Raw genomic sequence first — 16417 nt, 5'->3', positions numbered from 1 at the left:
ATACCCCCTATCGCCCTGACAAACAGTCCAGTTTGCGACGATAGCGCGTCCCAGGCCTCACTGCAACGAAAAGCCGGGGCGGTCATTGGCCTCCAGGGGAGGTCGATGCGAGGCGCCGGAGTGCGTCAGCTCTCGGCGCGCGCCTCGGCGATCAACTGGCGCAGGGTGTCGAGTCCGACCGCGCCCGGCAGCAGGCGGTCGCCGACGATGAAGGCCGGGGTGCCACGGATCTCCAGGGCTTCGGCCAGGGCATGGTTGCTGCGCAGCTGCTCGGTGATCGTCGGGTCGTTCATGTCCTGGCGCAGCCGGGCAATGTCGAGGCCGGCGCCCTCGGCGATGTCCAGGACCTGATCTTCGGTCAACTGGCCGCGATGGGCCATCAGGGCCCAGTGCAGTTCCTCGTATCCGCCCTGCCGCTGGGCAGCCAGAGCGGCGCGCGCGCCCACCAGGGAGGCGGGCCCCAGGATGGGGAACTCCTTCATCACCAGGCGAAGGTTCGGATCCTCGCGCAGCAGAGCCTGCAGCGGCTCGCTCACCTGTTTGCAGTAGCCGCACTGGTAGTCGAAGAACTCCACCAGGGTGACGTCGCCTTCGGGATTGCCCAGGACCGGAGCGGCGGGATCCTCCTCCAGCGCCACCCGATGCTCCGAGAGGCCTTCGCGTTGCCGGCTCTCCTGCCGCTCCTGGCTGCGCCGCTCCAGCACGCCCAGCGCTTCCATGATGATCTCGGGGTTCTCCAGCAGGTAGTCCCGCACCACCTCTTCCACCGCCTGGCGCTCGGCCCCACTCATCTGCGCGTGGGCCGGCTGCGTGGCCGGTTGGGTGATTGTCAGCGCGGCGGCAGCCAGCAACAGGCCGGCGAAAAGGCGTCGGGGGAAGGTCACGGGGCAGGGTTCCTCATGCTCTGGGACTGTCGGCGTCGCGTATGTGGTACGTGGTTCTGCGAGCTGGCGGCGCCGAGGTCAACGCGGACACGCGCTTGCGGCTCACCGGCGCTCGCGCTCGGCGCGTTCTTCCTCGCGCTCCGCCACTTCGGCCAGGTCGCTGGCGCGCAGCCAGGCAGAGGAGCCCTCGGGGAGCATGCGCCGGGCCCGGTCGGCCTGGCCGCGCGCCTCGTGCCAATTGTCCTCGGCGAAGTGCATCTCCGCCAGGGAGAGCGCTGCCAGGCCGGTCTCGCCCTGGCGGCCCTGGGCGATGGCCTTGAGCCGCCAGGCGCTGGCATTGTCCGGCTCGCGCGCCAGAACCTGCTCGAGGTTGCTCAGCGCCGCCCGGTTGCTCTCCGACTGGTTCAGCTCCACCTGGGCCTGGGCAAGACGCAGACGCATCTGCGCGGCGTCTGGCTGCAGGCTCACCGCCTGCTGGTAGGCGGGCACGGCTTCGGCGGCCCGGCCGTTCTCCAGCAGGATCTGGCCGCGCAGTTCGTGGAAATAGGGATCCTGGGGATATTCGGCCAGCAGCGCCTCGATCTGCTGCAGTGCCTCGTCCATGCGTGCGGCGCGGTGGGCGGCGATCGTGCGGGCATAGCGGGCCGGCAGGGACTGGTCGCTCTCGGGGTAGCGCCGGGCAACGACCTGGGACGGCTCGATAAAGCCCACCAGCTTGGCCCGCATGCGCTCGTGCTTTTCGCGCAGGTCCGCCGGCACCTCCTCTCCCTGGTAGGGGGAGTTGCGCACCGCCTCGTCCAGGAAGCTCACACGCTCGCGGCTCAGCGGGTGGGTGCGCAGGTAGGGGTCCTGGTTGGAGGACAGCAATACCTCCTGGCCTTCCAGCAGGCTCATGAAGTCGCGCAGGCCTTCGGGACTGAGGCCGGCGCGGCGCAGGTAGGTGATGGCGGCCTGGTCTGCGGCCTGCTCCTGGCCGCGGGTGTAGGCGAGCAGCCCGCGCAGGGCGGCATCCTGGCCCATGCCCATGACCGCGCCGGCCGCCCGACCGTCGCCGCTGGCCGCCGCCGCACCCAGGCCGAGCAGCAGCGAGGCAATCGCTTTGATGGAGGCATAGCGCAGTTCTTCACCGCGTCCGGCGATGTGGCCGCCGGCGATGTGGCCGGCTTCGTGGGCGATGACTCCGATCAGTTCCAGGGGGTCCTCGGCGCGCATCAGCAGGCCTGTGTGCAGAAACATGCGGTTGCCTGGAATGACGAAGGCGTTGAGGCTGCGATCCTGTATGATGTAGATGTCTATCGCCTGTGGGCTGAGTCCCGCTGCCTGCAGGACCGGGGTTGCGTAGCTGCGAATGGTGTGTTCGATCTCTGCATCGCGGATCAATGTTACGCCCTGAGCCTGGGCACGCGGGGGCAGGACGGCCCCGAAGGCTGTCACAAACAACAGGGCGATGGCGAGAATGGTACGACGCAGCTGCAACGCTAAATCCTTCCCTGGCCAGAAGGCTAAGGTTCCAGACAGCCGCACTCAACGCAAGCGCCGTGGCGGAATTATGGCGCTTGCCGCCGTACTCCTGCTGGGGGCGTGCAGCGGGGAGCCGACACCCGGCTCGGTGGCCGTTGTCGAGGGTTTCGCCGGCCTGGTCGCGGCCGACGAACCCCGCGCGGCTGTGATCGGGCGGGACGTGCTGGGGCGCAATGGCACGGCCGCGGATGCCGCAGTGGCCATGGGCTTTGCCATGACCGCCTCTTACCCCTCGCGGGTCGGTCTGGGCGGTGGCGGGGTCTGCGTCGTCTATGACGGCCCCGACCTGGAGGGAACCTCGATAGCCTTCCTGCCACAGGCCGATGCCGAGGGTGCGGTGGCGCCCATGATGGCCCGGGGCCTTGCCCTGCTGCATGCGCGCTTCGGCTCGCTGCGCTGGGAGCTCCTGGTTTCGCCGGCGGAGAACCTGGCGCGCCAGGGCAATCCGGTGAGCCGGGCCCTGAGCCGCGATCTCGAGGCCGTCGATCCGGCAGTGGCGCAGCAGTCGAGTGTGGTGGCGCGCTTCTTCCGCGATGGCCGGCCCCTGGAGGTCGGCGACCGGGCCACGGTGCCGGAGTTGGCCGGCGTGCTCAGCGGTCTGCGCAGCCGCGGCGTCGCCTACATGACCGGCGGTTCCTATTCCGAGCGTCTGGTGGCGGCTGCGCAGGCGCAGGGCCAGGCCCTGACGCCGGCGAAGTTGCGTGACTCCTTGCCGCAGGTGGCACCGGCGCGTGAAGTGCCGGTGGGCAACGACGTCCTGATGCTGCCCGCGGACGAGGCCGTGGGGCCGCGCACGGCGGCGCTGCACCAGGGGGGGCAGGGGGCCTCTGCAGCACGCCAGTCCGCTGTGCCCGCCGCGGGCTTCGTGGTCGCCGACCGCTTCGGCTATGCCGTGGCCTGCGCCTTCACGCAGAACGGACTTTTTGGCAGCGGCCGGGAGCTCGGCGACACCGCCATCATGCAGGTGGATCCGGCCCCCTCCGGGGCCTTTGCCGGCTCCATGGCCGCCGGCCTGATCGCCAACAAGAACATCATCCGGGTGCGCTATGGTGCCGCAGCCAGCGGCTTCGATGCGCCGGCGGCCTTGACCGAGGTGCTGGACCGTTTGGCCGACCTGGGTGAGACGGTGGACGGGGCAGTTGCCGCACCGCGTAGTGGTGCCGCGGATGAGGCGCGGGTCCAGGCGTTCCGTTGCCCCAACGGAGCGACTGCGGGTAGCGGTATATCCTGCCGTGTCGCCAGCGACCCACGTGGCAACGGCCTGGCGGAGATCGCGAATTGATTGGCGATCCCCCATTTTTTGCAGGGTTGAACGGCGCGAGGGGCGGTGATAGGCCACGCTTCACCGCCATGACCGAGAGCGCTTTCCTGCGCCGCATCCGGAGAGATCAGCGATGACCTACGTCGTCACCGAAGCCTGCATCAAGTGCAAGTACATGGACTGCGTCGAGGTCTGCCCCGTGGATTGCTTCTACGAGGGGGAGAACATGCTGGTCATCCATCCCGATGAGTGCATCGACTGCGGTGTCTGCGAGCCGGAATGCCCGCCCGAGGCCATTCTGCCCGACAGCGACCCGGCCGCCGACGACTGGCTGGAGCTGAACAAGCAGTACAGCGACGCCTGGCCGAACATCAATCGCAAGGGCGAGGCACCGGCCGATGCGGATGAGTACAAGGACGTCGAAGGCAAGTACGCCAAGTACTTCAGCCCGGAACCCGGCAAGGGCTCCTGAGGCGCGACGTCTTTGGACCGAGTCGCGTCAATCTGACCAGCTTCCAGATTGAACGCGTGAATTGCCGCGCCGCCTGCGCGGCGGATAGGCGGCGTGTGTCAGCGGGAGTCGTTGTTTTCTCCGGCCGCTCGTAGTATGCTTTGTTGCATTGCGGTGGTCGGTGTGTCCGGCCGTCGGACGAGAGACGTCGAGGGTCGCTGGACTCCCTGTACCACAGGCAGTGAAATCACCGGCAACATACACGCTGCAGAGCGAAACGCTCGGTACGGGCTTTGTCCCCAGTTTCGAGGACAGACAGCCTGCCGAGTTGGCCGGATATCCAGTGACGCGACCCTTGTAGCCCTGTGAGTCCCGTCCGGCAAGCGGGTGTTTTGACGGCCGAGCGGCGGCCGCCGGCAGCACCGACCCGACATTGGAGCAGAAGGCGAAAGATGGCGAAGAAGCTGGAGTTTACCGAGGGGGATTTCGTCGTCTACCCGACGCACGGCGTCGGGCGGGTAATGGGAATCGAGAATCAGGCGGTCGGCGGGCAGGAAGTCGACCTGATCGTCATCAAGTTCGAGAAGGATCGCATGATCCTGCGGGTGCCGGTGGAGAAGGCCCAGAACTCCGGATTGCGGCGCCTGTCGTCGCGCAAGATCATGGATTCGGCCCTGACCACCCTGAAAGGCCGCAGCCGCGCCAAGCGGACCATGTGGAGCCGACGGGCCCAGGAGTACGAGGCCAAGATCAACTCCGGCGATCCCGTATCGATCGCCGAGGTCGTGCGCGACCTGCATCGGGCTGACGATCAGCCGGAGCAGTCCTACAGCGAGCGTCAGATGTATCAGGCGGCACTGGAGCGCCTGGTGCGCGAGTTCGCGGCGATGGAGGAGATCGACGAGGCCGCCGCAGCGGAAAAGCTGGAGCAGCTGCTCAAGGCTGCGTAGGCAGGTCGCGTGAAGCCGGTTTAGCTCACGAAATTTCCCTGGTTGTTGAAGGCTGGGCCGGATCACCCTTGATCAGAAACCTTGTGGTTCAGATTGAATGCGATCCGGTCTAAGCTGGTGCGACTCCGATTCCGCCCCTTGTGGTGAGATCCGGGGCCGGGATGCGTGTCGGTGTGTGCCGGCCGTGGATCCCCTTATCGGCAAGCAGCAGGATGCAGCGGCGAACATGGCGGCTTCCCAGATCTTTGCGACCCTGACCGACGATTATCAACGGGTGTGGGCCGTCGCGTCGATTCATGGCGAGGTCGGGCGCCTCGAGGCGCTGCATGCCGGGCTCTGGGATCGTTTGCGGCCCGGTGACCGCCTGGTCTATCTGGGCAACGCCATCGGCCGGGGGCCGCAATCCTGCGCCACCATCGACGAACTGCTGCATTTCCGCCGCGCCTTCATGACGCTGCAGCCGGCGGAGGCGCCGCAGGTGGTTTTCTTGCGCGGGGCGCAGGAGGAGATGTGGCAGAAGTTGCTGCAGCTCCAGTTCGCCACCGATCCGCCCGGCGTGTTGGAATGGATGCTGCAGCAAGGCGTTGCCGAGACCCTTGCCGCCTATGGCTTTGACATGGAGGAGGCGCGCCGCGCAGCTTCCAGCGGGGCGGTCGGGGCGACGCGCTGGACCCAGGCGCTGCGCCAGCGCATTCAGGCCGCGCCCGGCCATTACGCCTTCATGGGAGAGATCCGCCGCGCCGCCTTAACCGATGACGGCGCGCTGCTCTTCGTCAATGCCGGTCTGGACCCCAGCCGTCCCCTGGAAACCCAGCGTGACAGCTTCTGGTGGAGCAGCGCCGCCTTCGCGCGAATGAGCGAGCCCTACGGCAGCTACCGTCGGGTGGTGCGCGGCTTCGACCCGCGCCATCCCGGTGTCGAAATCGGCGATTTCACAGCGACGCTGGATGCCGGCTGCGGCTTCGGCGGAACACTCCTCGCCGCCTGCGTTCTGCCAGACGGCACCATCGAGGAAGCCCTCGAAGCGTAAGCGCGCTCAAGAAAGATCGCGATCCGGCCTGGAAACACAGCCTCAACGCTCCGCTGCAGGCTGCACTCCAGCGGTCGCATAGGACGCATCAGCCGGGGGAGTGGACCGCTCCTTGCTCCCCCGGCCTCATTGATGCGCGGGGCGCGTCAGGCCAACTCGATGTTCTCGGCCATTGGGCCTTTCTGGCCCATGCGCGTCGTCACCCGGACTCGCTGATCTGGCTCGAGCATCGACACGCGCGCGCGTTCCAGAACGCGGGCGGAGACGAAGACGTCCTTGCTGCCGTCGTCGGGCACGATGAAGCCGAAGCCCTTGTCAGCATTAAAGAACTTCACCGTTCCCTCGATCTCCTGGCCGCCGCCCTGGTCGCCCCGGCCATAGCCGCCGTGACCGCCAGAATTGCCGCCACCATAGCCACCGCCGAAGCCGCCGCCGTAGCCGCCACCGTAGCCCTCGTCGCGACCGCGCGGGGCCGGCCGACCTTCAGGCTCATGCTCGATGCTGGTGATCTCGGCGACCTGCATCCCCTTGCGGCCCGGCTGGACGGAGCAGATCACTTCGGCTCCCTCTGCAAGCTCATTGCGGCCGATTGCCTGCAACACCGACACATGCAGGAAGGCGTCCGGCGAGCCGTCGTTCGGCTGGACGAACCCGAAGCCTTTGGCGGTGTTGAACCACTTGACGACCGCGCGCACGTCGGCGCGGGTGTCGCCCGACCCGAAAGCGTTATTCATGACTGAATGGGTACTCCTGGAGGGTAGGTAAGTCTGCGGCGCCCCAGACAGACGCCGCGTCCACCGCCATGCCAGAATCGTTCGCCTGGAGGAGAGACAACTCCGCCGGACGGTTGAATGAACCAACTTTTGTGAGTGTAACCACGGATTAACGAGCTTCATGCACGGCTGCGCGACGAGGTGCAGTATAACCGATCCCATCATTCAAATCATCACGATTCGAGCACCCCCTTGGTGGTCACTGTTCCCCCTTCTGCGTGCAGAAGTTCGGCCCTGTGGACGATCCTACCCCCCTATGTGCAGAGGGTTGAAGGGAGCGCTTTGCGCGGGTGCTGGTGGACAGGGAATTGCCGGAGAGCGGCGTTAAGCAGCCACTCTCTTGCGCAATTGTGGCGCCGGCGGCACGTTCGTTCCGAATTCGCGCTATTCAAGTTCCATCTGATGGGATAGCTTTTCGCTCCCAAGCCTTTCGGCGCCGGCTTGTCGCGGGCGGCGGCTCAAGGACGACCAGGAGGAGACCTCTCGAATGACGACAAAGCTCAAAGCGGTCGCGGCCGCGGCCTTTGCGGTAGCGGGCCTGTCCATCACGGCGGCGCAGGCGCAGGACGTCACGCTGCGCATGGCCCACATCTATACCCCCGGCAACATCTGGTACGATGCGGCGGAAGCCTACAAGCAGGCAGTGGAGGAGCGCAGCGAAGGCGCCATCACCATCGACATCGACCACAGCGGCATGACGGGCGACTGGCCGCAGGCGATCGAAGGTCTGCTGATCGGCACCAACGACATCGTGCTGCAGAGCGTCGGCACGCTCGACCGCTATGACACCATCGCGGGCATCGAGGCCTATCCCTACCTCGTGCGCGATCTCGACCACTTCAAAGAGGTCTACTTCGGCGATCTGGGCCGCGAGCTCTATGGCGAGATCCGCGAGAAGACCGGCTTCAAGATCATCGGCGCCGGCTATCGCGGCGCGCGCCACATGACCTCCAGCGTCGAAGTGCGCTCGGTCGAGGATCTCGAGGGCGTGAAGCTCCGGGTGCCGCCGCTGCGCATGTATCGCATGACCTGGGAGATGCTGGGCGCCAGCCCCGTGCCCATGGGTGTGGACGAGCTCTTCACCTCGATGCAGCAGGGCGTGGTCGACGGCCAGGAGAACCCGCTGGAGATCGTCGAGAGCCAGAAGTTCGATGAGGTGCAGGACTATGTGATCGAGACCGCGCACGTCATCGGCGCCATGACCTTCATCTTCAACGGCGACCGCTTCGAGCAGCTGCCCGAGGATGTGCAGCAGGTGCTGCAGGAGGAAGGCGACCGGGTGATGCTGGAGTTCAGCGATCGCATGGCTGACGACGAGCAGACCCTGAAGGAGGCCCTCCAGGAGCGCGGCATGGAGTTCATCGAGGTCGACCGCAGTGCCTTCCAGGCGCGACTGGGCGACATGCCGGCCGAGTTCCCGGAACTGGCCGATTGGGTGGAGCGCATCCAGGCCTCTGCCGAGTAACTGACCGCGTAAGTGGTTGCAGGGCCGGTCGGCACGGAAGCAGCCGACCGGCCCCGTTTGTTACCTAACCCTCCCCGGAGAGCATGCATGCAGGGCAATCGGGATGACCGTCCCGCGCCGCTGGCGCATTGGGCCGAAAAGCTGGCTTGCGGCCTGGAGCGGCTGCTCGATTGGGTTCTGATCGCCATGCTGTTCGTGATGACCGTCAGCGTCGTCTGGCAGGTCTTCGCACGCTACGTCCTCTCGGCGGCCCCCAGCTGGTCGGAAGAGGTGGCGCGCTATCTCATGGTCTGGGTGACCTTTCTGGGCGCGGCCGCGGTGCTGCGTTCCGGCGGGCATATCACCGTCACCGTGCTGGCTGATACCCTCCCGCCGCGCTTGCGTGGTCCGCTCCTGCTCCTGCGTGATCTCGTGATCCTCTTCGCTGCCGGGGTGCTGGCGCTGTTCGGCTGGCGTTATGCCGGTGCAATGAGTTTCCAGGACTCGGCGGCCCTGGAGTTGCCCATGTCCCTGCCCTATGCGGCGCTGTGGATCGGGGGCGGTCTGGTGCTGCTGATGGTGGTGCTCACCCGCCTGGCGCACGGCGGCGAGTGGCAGCCGCTGGACGAAGAAGAGGACTAGCCCCGTGTCGGTTGCCGAGCTGCTCACCCTGGGTGTCTTCGCCCTCATTCTGCTGTCGGTGCCCATCGGCTTCGCCATCGTGGCCGCCAGCGCCGCCCTGCTGATCTGGCTTGACGGGCCCAGCCTGATGGTCGTGCCCCAGCGGGTCTTCGGCGGCATCGACAGTTTCGCCCTGCTGGCCATCCCCTTCTTTCTGCTCACCGGCAACCTGATGAGCGCCGGGGGCATGACCGGGCGGCTGCTGGACTTCGCCAATTCGGTGCTGGGCCGCTTTCGCGGCGGACTGGCCATGAGCGGCATTCTCGCCTCGACGCTGTTTGCCGGCATCTCCGGCTCGGCGGTGGCGGACACCAGCGCCCTGGGACGCATCCTGATTCCGGCCATGAAGAAGGCGGGCTACCGCGCCGACTTCGCCGTTGCCTCCATTGCGGCGGCCAATGTGGTCGCACCGATCATCCCGCCGTCGATCGCCTTCATCGTGCTGGGTGTGCTCACCAATCAGTCCATCACCCAGCTCTTCCTGGCCGGGCTGGTGCCGGGGATGCTCTACGGGCTGTCGATGCTCCTGCTGGCCTGGTGGATTGCCCGGCGGCGGAACTATCCCGTGTCGGCGGTGGCGGAAAAGGGTGCGATCTGGCGCGCCTTCAAGGCGGCGGCCTTCGCACTGCTGCTGCCGCTCTTCATCCTCTTCGGCATTCGCACCGGCGTCTTCAACGTGACGGAATGCTCGGCCGTGGCGGTGGTCTACGCCCTGCTGGTGGGCACGCTGGTCCACCGCGAGCTGACCCTGGCGAAGTTCATCGACGCGCTCCGCCAGACCGCGCGCATGACGGCCGTGATCCTGATCATCGTCGGCGCGGCGCGCGTCTTCTCCTGGATCCTGGCCTACTACAACGTGCCCACGGAGGTGGCGGCCTTTGTCTCCGAGCACATCAGCCACCCGCTGGTCTTCCTGCTGCTGATCAACCTCATCCTGATTGTGGTGGGCATGTTCCTGGAGGCCAATGCAGCCATCGTCATGCTGGTGCCGGTGCTCTTCCCCATCGCCGCCAGCCTGGGCATCGACCCGCTGCACTTCTCCGTGGTGATGGTGCTGAACCTCTGCATCGGATTGATCACGCCGCCGGTGGGGCTGTGCCTCAACATCGCGGCCGTGATCGGCCGCCTCTCCCTGGAGCGCGCGGCCCTTGGCGTGCTGCCCTTCCTGGGTGTGGCCTTCGGTGTCCTGCTGCTCATCACGCTCATTCCCTCGCTTGTCACCTTCATCCCCAGCCTGTTGGGAGGTCGCTGATGCGTCGTTTCGAGAACAAGACCGTCCTGGTGTTCGGCGCCGGTTCCGCAGGTCCCGGCTGGGGCAACGGCAAGGCGGCCGCCGTGACCTACGCGCGCGACGGTGCTTTTGTCGCCGCCGTGGACCGCGATTTGAAGGCGGCCGAGGAAACCGTCTCCATCATTGCCGGGGAGGGCGGGCAGGCCCGGGCCTTCGCTGCCGACGTGACGCGCAGCGACGACATCCTGGCGGTGGTCCAAGCGCTGCTGCAGGAGCGCGGTCAGATCGACGTGCTGCACAACAACGTCGGCGTCACCGAGATGGGCGGCCCGGAAGTGGCGAGCGAGGAAAGCTGGCAGCGGGTGCTGGACATCAACGCCACCAGCGTCTTTCTCACCTGCAAGCACGTCCTGCCGGGCATGCGCGAGCGCCGCAGCGGTGCCGTGGTCAATATCTCCTCGCTCGCTGCCATTCGCTGGACCGGCTATCCCTACCTCTCCTACTACGCGGCCAAGGCGGCGGTGAACCAGATGACCGTGGCCATGGCGCTGGAGTACGCACCGCACAATGTGCGGGTGAATGCGGTCATGCCCGGCCTGATCAATACGCCCCTGATCCATCAGCAGATTGCCGGGCAGTATGCGGACGCCGAGGCCATGGTGCGCGAGCGCGACGCGCTGGTGCCTCTGGGCAAGATGGGCACCGCCTGGGACGTGGCGGAAGCCGCGGCCTTCCTGGCCTCCGACCAGGCAAAGTTCATCACCGGCGTCTGCCTGCCGGTGGATGGCGGCTCCAGCGCGAAGGTGGGTTGAGGGCGCGCCCGCTTGTTCGTTCCTTGCCAAGGAGCTAGGTTGCAGTGCAATAATGTTTCTGCATCGCAGCATCAAAGCGGAGAGGGCTCAGGCATGGACGAGCTGCACGGCTACTATTTCGAGGATCTGCGCGTCGGCATGACCGACGTGATCTCGCGCACCGTGACCGAGAGCGACATCGTGCTCTTCGCCGGGGTGACCGGCGACACCAACCCGGTGCATCTCGACCAGGCCTTCGCCGAGCAGACCATGTTCAAGGGGCGCATCGCCCACGGCGTGCTGGGGGCCGGGCTGATCTCCGCCGTCTTCGGCACCAAGCTGCCGGGCGCCGGCTGCATCTATGTCGATCAGAACCTCCGCTTTCGCGCCCCGGTGCGCATCGGCGACACCATGGTGGCGCGCGTGACGCTCAAGGAGCTTATTCCGGCCAAGAACCGTGCAATCTTCGACACCCGCTGCGTGGTGGGCGACACGGTGGTGGTGGAAGGTGACGCCACCTTGATGGTGGAGAACCGGCCGGCCGAGACCGTCGCCGCCCAGTAGCTCCCATCAGCCGCCCGCGGCCCTGTGCGCCGCGCCCCAGCGACTGTCCCAGTCCTGGCCAAGCATGTCGGTCACGCCGCCGTCCTTGTCGAAGAAGCGGTTGGGGATCTGGAACATGCCCAGCAGCAGGCAACCTTCGGGGGCGTGCGCATCGTGTCGGCTGCCGGCGGGCCGCCAGATGAACTCGCCGGGCCCGGCCTCGCTGTCGTGGTCGACCAGCCGGCCCTCCAGGATATAGCTCTGCTCAATGTCCACATGCTCATGGTCGGGCAGCGTGGCGCCCGGCGCCATGCGGATCAGCGCGGTCAGCAGACCCTTCTCCGGATCCAGCAGCAGCGTCTTGCTCTCCACGCCAGGAAAGCGGGTCGGCTCCCAGGGCAGACCTTCGACGTCCACATGCCGCGACTTGAGGCGGCTCAGGCCCTGGTGGTTCGGGGCATTGGGGGTGATGGCGCTCATGGGTCCTCCCTTGGAATGCATGCGAGCAAGGGGCAGGCGACCACACTATGTCGCCCGGCGCGATTATGGCATTCAGAATGCCCGCATTCTCCGCTTTGCGGAAGCGCTGGGCCGGCATCGGGGCAAGAGGCTGCCGCCGGCACGGCCCGCGCGCTTGACCGCTGCGCTGCCATGGCTACGATCCGCGACCATGCTGGCCGTCATATACCCTCCTGCGCGAATTAGCCGCCCGGTTCCCTGAGGGGAGCCGGGGAGCGTGATGCCACAACGCAGTTTCAGTGCCGGCGTGCCAGCAGCGTGCCGCCGGAAGCCAAGGCCAGACTCATGACCATCGATTATCGTTCCACCGTATTCCTGCCCAAGACGGATTTCCCCATGCGCGCCGGTCTGGCGAAGCGGGAGCCGGAAATCCTGGCGCGCTGGCAGGATATGGATCTCTATGAGCGGCAGCGCGAAGTGGCCAAGGGCCGCGAGAAGTTCGTGCTGCACGACGGCCCGCCCTATGCGAACGGCCACCTGCACATCGGCCACGCCCTCAACAAGATCCTCAAGGATGTGATCAACCGGGCCCAGCAGATGCTGGGCAAGGATGCGAACTACGTCCCGGGCTGGGACTGCCACGGCCTGCCCATCGAGTGGAAGGTGGAGGAGGGCTACCGCGCCCGGGGGCAGGACAAGGACGTGGTGGACAAGGTCGAGTTCCGCCGCGAGTGCCGGGCCTTTGCCGAGAAGTGGGTGGAGATCCAGACCGAGGAGTTCCAGCGCCTGGGCGTGATCGGCGATTGGAAGGCCCCCTATCTCACCATGGCCTACGCCGCCGAGGCGCAGATCGTGCGCGAGATCGGCAAGTTCCTGCTGAACGGCGGCCTCTATGCCGGCGAGCGCCCGGTGCTCTGGTCGGTGGTGGAAAAGACCGCGCTGGCCGACGCCGAGGTGGAGTATCACGACCACGTTTCCCCGACCATCTGGGTGCGCTTCCCGGTGGCCGAGGCCGCACGGCCGGAGCTGGAAGGTGCGTCGGTGGTCATCTGGACCACCACGCCCTGGACCATCCCCGGCAACCGCGCCGTCGCCTTCAGCGAGGAGGATGACTACGTCGTCGTCGAAGTCACCGGCACGCAGGAGGAGGCCTGGGCCCAGGTGGGCGAGCGCCTGATCCTGGCGCCGGCCCTGCTGGAAGCCACCGCCAAGCAGGCGCGCATCACCGACTGGCAGGTCAAGGCGACCTTCAAGGGCAGTGACCTGGCCGGCACGATCTGCGCCCATCCGCTGCGCGGGCAGGGCTACGACTTTCCGGTGCCCATGCTCGCGGCCGAGTTCGTCACCATGGACCAGGGCACCGGCATCGTGCACATCGCGCCGGGCCACGGCGCCGACGACTTTGGCCTGGGCCGTGCGCAGGGCCTGGAAATCCCCCAGACCATCGATGCGGAGGGGCGGTTCCTGCCGCATGTGCCGCTCTTTGCCGGCACGGTGGTCTACACGGCCAAGGGCAAGGAAGGCGATGCCAACCCCGCGGTGATCGACGCTCTGCGCGAGGCCGGCATGCTGCTGGCGCGCGGGCGCCTCACCCACTCCTACCCCCACTCCTGGCGCTCCAAGGCACCGCTGATCTTCCGCAACACGCCGCAGTGGTTCATCTCCATGGAGGCCAATGACCTGCGGGAGAAGGCGCTGGCCGGCATCGACGAGACCCGCTTCGTGCCGCCGCGTGGCCAGGCGCGCCTGCGCTCCATGATCGAGCAGCGCCCTGACTGGTGTATCTCGCGCCAGCGTCTGTGGGGCGTGCCGCTGCCGCTGTTCGTGCGCAAGGCCGACGGTGCGCCGCTGCGCGACGCGGCGGTGATCGATCGTGTCGCCGAGGCCTTCGAGCAGGAGGGCGGTGATGCCTGGCTCTCCTCGCCGGCGGAGCGCTGGCTGGGCGATGACTACGATCCGGCCGACTACGAGCAGATCTTCGATGTGGTGGAGGTCTGGTTCGACAGTGGCTCGACGCACGCCTTCGTGCTGGAAAAGCGCGAGGATCTGAAGTGGCCGGCCTCGCTCTATCTCGAAGGCTCGGATCAGCACCGCGGCTGGTTCCACACCTCCTTGCTGCAGTCCTGCGGCACCCGCGGCAAGCCGCCCTTCGAGGCGGTGCTGACCCACGGCTTCGTGCTGGACGGGCAGGGGCGCAAGATGTCCAAGTCCGCCGGCAATGTGACCGCGCCCCAGGATGTCATGAAGAACGAGGGCGCGGATATCCTGCGCCTCTGGGTCGTGGGCTCGGACTATTCCGAGGATCTGCGCATCGGCAAGGAGATCCTGAAGTATCAGGTCGATGCCTACCGGCGTCTGCGCAACACCCTGCGCTATCTCCTGGGCGGCCTCGACGGCTTCGAGGAGAGCGAGCGGGTGCCGGCCGAGCAGATGCCGGAGCTGGAACGCTGGGTGCTGCACCGCTTGTCCGAGCTGGACCGCTCGGTGCGCGGCTGGGTGGAGGACTACGAGTTCCACGAGCTCTATCGCGCCGTGCATGATTTTTGTGCCGTCGACCTCTCGGCCTTCTACTTCGACGTCCGCAAGGACGTGCTCTACTGCGATGCCTCCGACAGCCTGCGCCGGCGGGCCTGCCGCACGGTCATGGATCTGCTGTTCGATCACCTCACGGCCTGGCTGGCGCCGGTGCTCTGCTTCACGGCGGAGGAAGCCTGGTGGGCGCGGGGCAAGGCACCGGAGTCGGTGCACCTGCGCACTTTCCCGGAGGCGCCGGCGGCCTGGCTCGATCACGCCCTGGCGGAGAAGTGGGAGCGGGTTCGTAAGGTCCGGCGCGTGGTCACCGGCGCACTGGAGCTGGAGCGCAGTGAGAAGCGCCTCGGTTCCTCGCTGCAGGCGGCGCCTCTGGTGCAGGTCGAGGACGTGGAGCTGCGGGCGCTGCTTGAGGAGCTCGACTTCGCCGGGATCTGCATCACCTCGGATATCACGCTGACCGCCGAGACCCTGGAGTCGGAGGCTTATCGTCTGGAGGAGGTGCCCGGGGTTGCCGTGCGCGTCGAAGCGGCGCCCGGCGAGAAGTGCGCGCGCTGCTGGCAGGTGCTGCCCGACGTGGGCAGTCATCCGCATGCGCCGCAGACCTGCGGGCGCTGTGCCGACGCGGTGGAACGCCTTGGTGTGACGGCGGCCTAGGCCCTTGCGCGCAACGCTCCTCCTCGCCGCCCTGGTGGTGCTGGCCGATCAGGTCAGCAAGTGGGCGGTGCTGCTCTGGGTGATGAACCCGCCGCGCATCATCGAGGTCACCGGCTTCTTCAACCTGGTGCTCGTCTATAACCGCGGTGTGTCTTTCGGGCTGATGGCGAGCGACTACGCCTGGAAACCCTATGCCCTTGCGGTCCTGGCGCTGGTGATCGTGGCCTTGCTGCTCTGGTGGCTGCGCGGGCAGGCGGGTTGCCTGCCCCGGCTGGCCGGCGGGCTGGTCGTTGGCGGGGCTCTGGGCAACGTGATCGACCGCTTTCTGCACCCCGGGGTGGTCGACTTCCTTGATTTCCATTATGCCGGCTGGCATTGGCCAGCATTCAATCTTGCCGACGCGGCCATTGTGTGCGGTGTGGGCCTCTTGCTGTTCGACGGCTTGTTCGGCGGCGAAGAGGACGGTAAACATAAGCGGTCGTGAGGCCCAGGAGGACGGTTCTTTGCCAAAGCTGCTCACGCGTTCGACTACACTGCTGCTCTGCTGCGGCATGGCAATCGCTCTGGCGGGTTGCGGAGGCGATGTCCGCCGCTCGTTGGGACTGACCAAGCAGTCGCCGGACGAATTCCGCGTCGTATCTCGCGCGCCGCTCTCGGTTCCGCCCAGTTTCTCCCTGCGTCCGCCCGCGCCCGGTGCGCAGCGCCCGCAGGAGGCCAGCCCGGAACAGCGGGCCCGCCAGGCGGTCTTCCGTGTCGAGGAGCGCGAGCAGACCGCTGCCCTTCCGGAGGAAGGCGTCGACGACAGCCTTTCCACGGGCGAACGCAGCCTGCTGCGCGAGGCCGGGGCCGATCGTGCCGATCCGGATATCCGGCAGAAGGTTGAGCGCGAGACGCGGCAGATCAACGAGGAAAGCCGCGACTTCGCCGATATGCTGATCTTCTGGCAGGATCCGGAGCCGCAGTACGATCGGATCGATCCCGGTGCGGAGGCCCGGCGGCTGCGTGGCAGCGACGCCATGGGTGAACGCCCCACCGGCGAGGGCGTGCCGGTGATCGAGCGCCAGCGCCGCAGCCTCTTCGACCGGCTGTTCTGATCGGCCGCTCTGATACCGGTGCCGGTTGAACCTCAGCTGGCTCCCTGAACAAGCGAAACCGCCCGCCCCCAATCGGGGAGCGGGCGGTTTGCATGAGGGTGGATGGTGCTGCTGGGCT

16 protein-coding genes are annotated in these 16417 nt (G+C 67.0%); 12 read left to right on the top strand and 4 right to left on the bottom strand.

Going from position 1 to position 16417, the window contains the following annotated elements:
- Nucleotides 1-125 precede the first annotated feature (125 nt).
- Together ABZ720_RS05250 and ABZ720_RS05245 are read right to left on the bottom strand one after the other, a co-directional pair.
- A complete protein-coding gene (locus tag ABZ720_RS05250; protein WP_366554461.1) occupies nucleotides 126-884 on the bottom strand; it encodes a DsbA family protein in 759 nt (252 codons plus the stop codon).
- Nucleotides 885-986: 102 nt separating this feature from the next.
- Nucleotides 987-2360 (bottom strand): M48 family metalloprotease, encoded by a 1374-nt coding sequence (locus ABZ720_RS05245; RefSeq protein WP_366554460.1) that lies wholly within the window; start codon nucleotides 2358-2360, stop codon nucleotides 987-989.
- Between the two features lie 73 nt (nucleotides 2361-2433).
- On the opposite strand from ABZ720_RS05245, the gene ABZ720_RS05240 reads away from it, so the two are divergent.
- From ABZ720_RS05240 to ABZ720_RS05225, 4 genes are all read left to right on the top strand, one after another.
- The gene (locus tag ABZ720_RS05240) at nucleotides 2434-3687 is read left to right on the top strand and encodes a gamma-glutamyltransferase (protein ID WP_366554459.1); all 1254 of its coding nucleotides are present in this window, start codon (nucleotides 2434-2436) and stop codon (nucleotides 3685-3687) included.
- Between the two features lie 112 nt (nucleotides 3688-3799).
- Nucleotides 3800-4138: a ferredoxin FdxA gene (gene fdxA / locus ABZ720_RS05235; RefSeq protein WP_275824130.1), complete on the top strand. Its 339-nt coding sequence runs from the start codon at nucleotides 3800-3802 to the stop codon at nucleotides 4136-4138.
- 431 nt (nucleotides 4139-4569) lie between these two features.
- On the top strand, nucleotides 4570-5067 hold the full coding sequence (locus tag ABZ720_RS05230; protein ID WP_366554458.1) for a CarD family transcriptional regulator: 498 nt from the start codon (nucleotides 4570-4572) through the stop codon (nucleotides 5065-5067).
- 226 nt (nucleotides 5068-5293) lie between these two features.
- Nucleotides 5294-6097 carry a metallophosphoesterase family protein gene (locus tag ABZ720_RS05225; protein ID WP_366554457.1) on the top strand — a complete coding sequence of 268 codons (804 nt, stop codon included), beginning with the start codon at nucleotides 5294-5296 and terminating at the stop codon, nucleotides 6095-6097.
- Nucleotides 6098-6243: 146 nt separating this feature from the next.
- Here the strand turns inward: ABZ720_RS05225 and ABZ720_RS17475 are convergent, their stop codons facing one another.
- Nucleotides 6244-6831 carry a cold-shock protein gene (locus tag ABZ720_RS17475; protein ID WP_438264083.1) on the bottom strand — a complete coding sequence of 196 codons (588 nt, stop codon included), beginning with the start codon at nucleotides 6829-6831 and terminating at the stop codon, nucleotides 6244-6246.
- Nucleotides 6832-7357: 526 nt separating this feature from the next.
- On the opposite strand from ABZ720_RS17475, the gene ABZ720_RS05210 reads away from it, so the two are divergent.
- The 5 genes from ABZ720_RS05210 to ABZ720_RS05190 all read left to right on the top strand — a co-directional run bounded on the left by ABZ720_RS05210 (nucleotide 7358) and on the right by ABZ720_RS05190 (nucleotide 11581).
- Nucleotides 7358-8335 carry a TRAP transporter substrate-binding protein gene (locus ABZ720_RS05210; protein ID WP_366554456.1) on the top strand — a complete coding sequence of 326 codons (978 nt, stop codon included), beginning with the start codon at nucleotides 7358-7360 and terminating at the stop codon, nucleotides 8333-8335.
- Between the two features lie 87 nt (nucleotides 8336-8422).
- Entirely contained in the window at nucleotides 8423-8956 is a 534-nt protein-coding gene (locus ABZ720_RS05205; RefSeq protein ID WP_366554455.1) for a TRAP transporter small permease, read from the top strand.
- Between the two features lie 4 nt (nucleotides 8957-8960).
- A complete protein-coding gene (locus tag ABZ720_RS05200; RefSeq protein ID WP_366554454.1) occupies nucleotides 8961-10247 on the top strand; it encodes a TRAP transporter large permease in 1287 nt (428 codons plus the stop codon).
- Complete coding sequence (locus tag ABZ720_RS05195) at nucleotides 10247-11038, top strand: SDR family NAD(P)-dependent oxidoreductase (RefSeq protein ID WP_366554453.1); 792 nt, start codon at nucleotides 10247-10249, stop codon at nucleotides 11036-11038. Before ABZ720_RS05200 ends, ABZ720_RS05195 begins: the two co-directional genes overlap by 1 nt.
- Before the next feature lie 93 nt (nucleotides 11039-11131).
- Nucleotides 11132-11581: a MaoC family dehydratase gene (locus tag ABZ720_RS05190; protein ID WP_366554452.1), complete on the top strand. Its 450-nt coding sequence runs from the start codon at nucleotides 11132-11134 to the stop codon at nucleotides 11579-11581.
- A gap of 6 nt (nucleotides 11582-11587) precedes the next feature.
- Here ABZ720_RS05190 and ABZ720_RS05185 read toward each other — a convergent pair whose 3' ends face one another.
- Complete coding sequence (locus ABZ720_RS05185; protein ID WP_366554451.1) at nucleotides 11588-12040, bottom strand: cupin domain-containing protein; 453 nt, start codon at nucleotides 12038-12040, stop codon at nucleotides 11588-11590.
- A 324-nt stretch (nucleotides 12041-12364) separates the two neighbouring features.
- Between ABZ720_RS05185 and ileS the strand changes: the two genes are divergently transcribed.
- The 3 genes from ileS to ABZ720_RS05170 are packed head-to-tail and all read left to right on the top strand — an operon-like array spanning nucleotide 12365 to nucleotide 16299.
- The gene (gene ileS, locus ABZ720_RS05180) at nucleotides 12365-15205 is read left to right on the top strand and encodes an isoleucine--tRNA ligase (protein WP_366554450.1); all 2841 of its coding nucleotides are present in this window, start codon (nucleotides 12365-12367) and stop codon (nucleotides 15203-15205) included.
- Between the two features lie 4 nt (nucleotides 15206-15209).
- Complete coding sequence (gene lspA, locus ABZ720_RS05175; protein ID WP_366554449.1) at nucleotides 15210-15689, top strand: signal peptidase II; 480 nt, start codon at nucleotides 15210-15212, stop codon at nucleotides 15687-15689.
- 19 nt (nucleotides 15690-15708) lie between these two features.
- Nucleotides 15709-16299 (top strand): DUF3035 domain-containing protein, encoded by a 591-nt coding sequence (locus ABZ720_RS05170; protein WP_366554448.1) that lies wholly within the window; start codon nucleotides 15709-15711, stop codon nucleotides 16297-16299.
- Nucleotides 16300-16417: the final 118 nt, after the last annotated feature.

This window comes from Aquibaculum sediminis, assembly GCF_040712085.1.
Lineage (GTDB): Bacteria > Pseudomonadota > Alphaproteobacteria > Kiloniellales > DSM-21159 > Aquibaculum > Aquibaculum sediminis.
This window is presented reverse-complemented; position numbering and strand designations above follow the sequence as displayed.

Bases quoted from the DNA above. Each gene is read 5' to 3' on its own strand.
- ABZ720_RS05240 (WP_366554459.1), top strand. From the start codon at position 2,434: ATGGCGCTTGCCGCCGTACTCCTGCTGGGGGCGTGCAGCGGGGAGCCG.
- fdxA (WP_275824130.1), top strand. From the start codon at position 3,800: ATGACCTACGTCGTCACCGAAGCCTGCATCAAGTGCAAGTACATGGAC.
- ABZ720_RS05230 (WP_366554458.1), top strand. From the start codon at position 4,570: ATGGCGAAGAAGCTGGAGTTTACCGAGGGGGATTTCGTCGTCTACCCG.
- ABZ720_RS05225 (WP_366554457.1), top strand. From the start codon at position 5,294: ATGGCGGCTTCCCAGATCTTTGCGACCCTGACCGACGATTATCAACGG.
- ABZ720_RS17475 (WP_438264083.1), bottom strand. From the start codon at position 6,831: ATGAATAACGCTTTCGGGTCGGGCGACACCCGCGCCGACGTGCGCGCG.
- ABZ720_RS05210 (WP_366554456.1), top strand. From the start codon at position 7,358: ATGACGACAAAGCTCAAAGCGGTCGCGGCCGCGGCCTTTGCGGTAGCG.
- ABZ720_RS05205 (WP_366554455.1), top strand. From the start codon at position 8,423: ATGCAGGGCAATCGGGATGACCGTCCCGCGCCGCTGGCGCATTGGGCC.
- ABZ720_RS05195 (WP_366554453.1), top strand. From the start codon at position 10,247: ATGCGTCGTTTCGAGAACAAGACCGTCCTGGTGTTCGGCGCCGGTTCC.
- ABZ720_RS05190 (WP_366554452.1), top strand. From the start codon at position 11,132: ATGGACGAGCTGCACGGCTACTATTTCGAGGATCTGCGCGTCGGCATG.
- ABZ720_RS05185 (WP_366554451.1), bottom strand. From the start codon at position 12,040: ATGAGCGCCATCACCCCCAATGCCCCGAACCACCAGGGCCTGAGCCGC.
- ileS (WP_366554450.1), top strand. From the start codon at position 12,365: ATGACCATCGATTATCGTTCCACCGTATTCCTGCCCAAGACGGATTTC.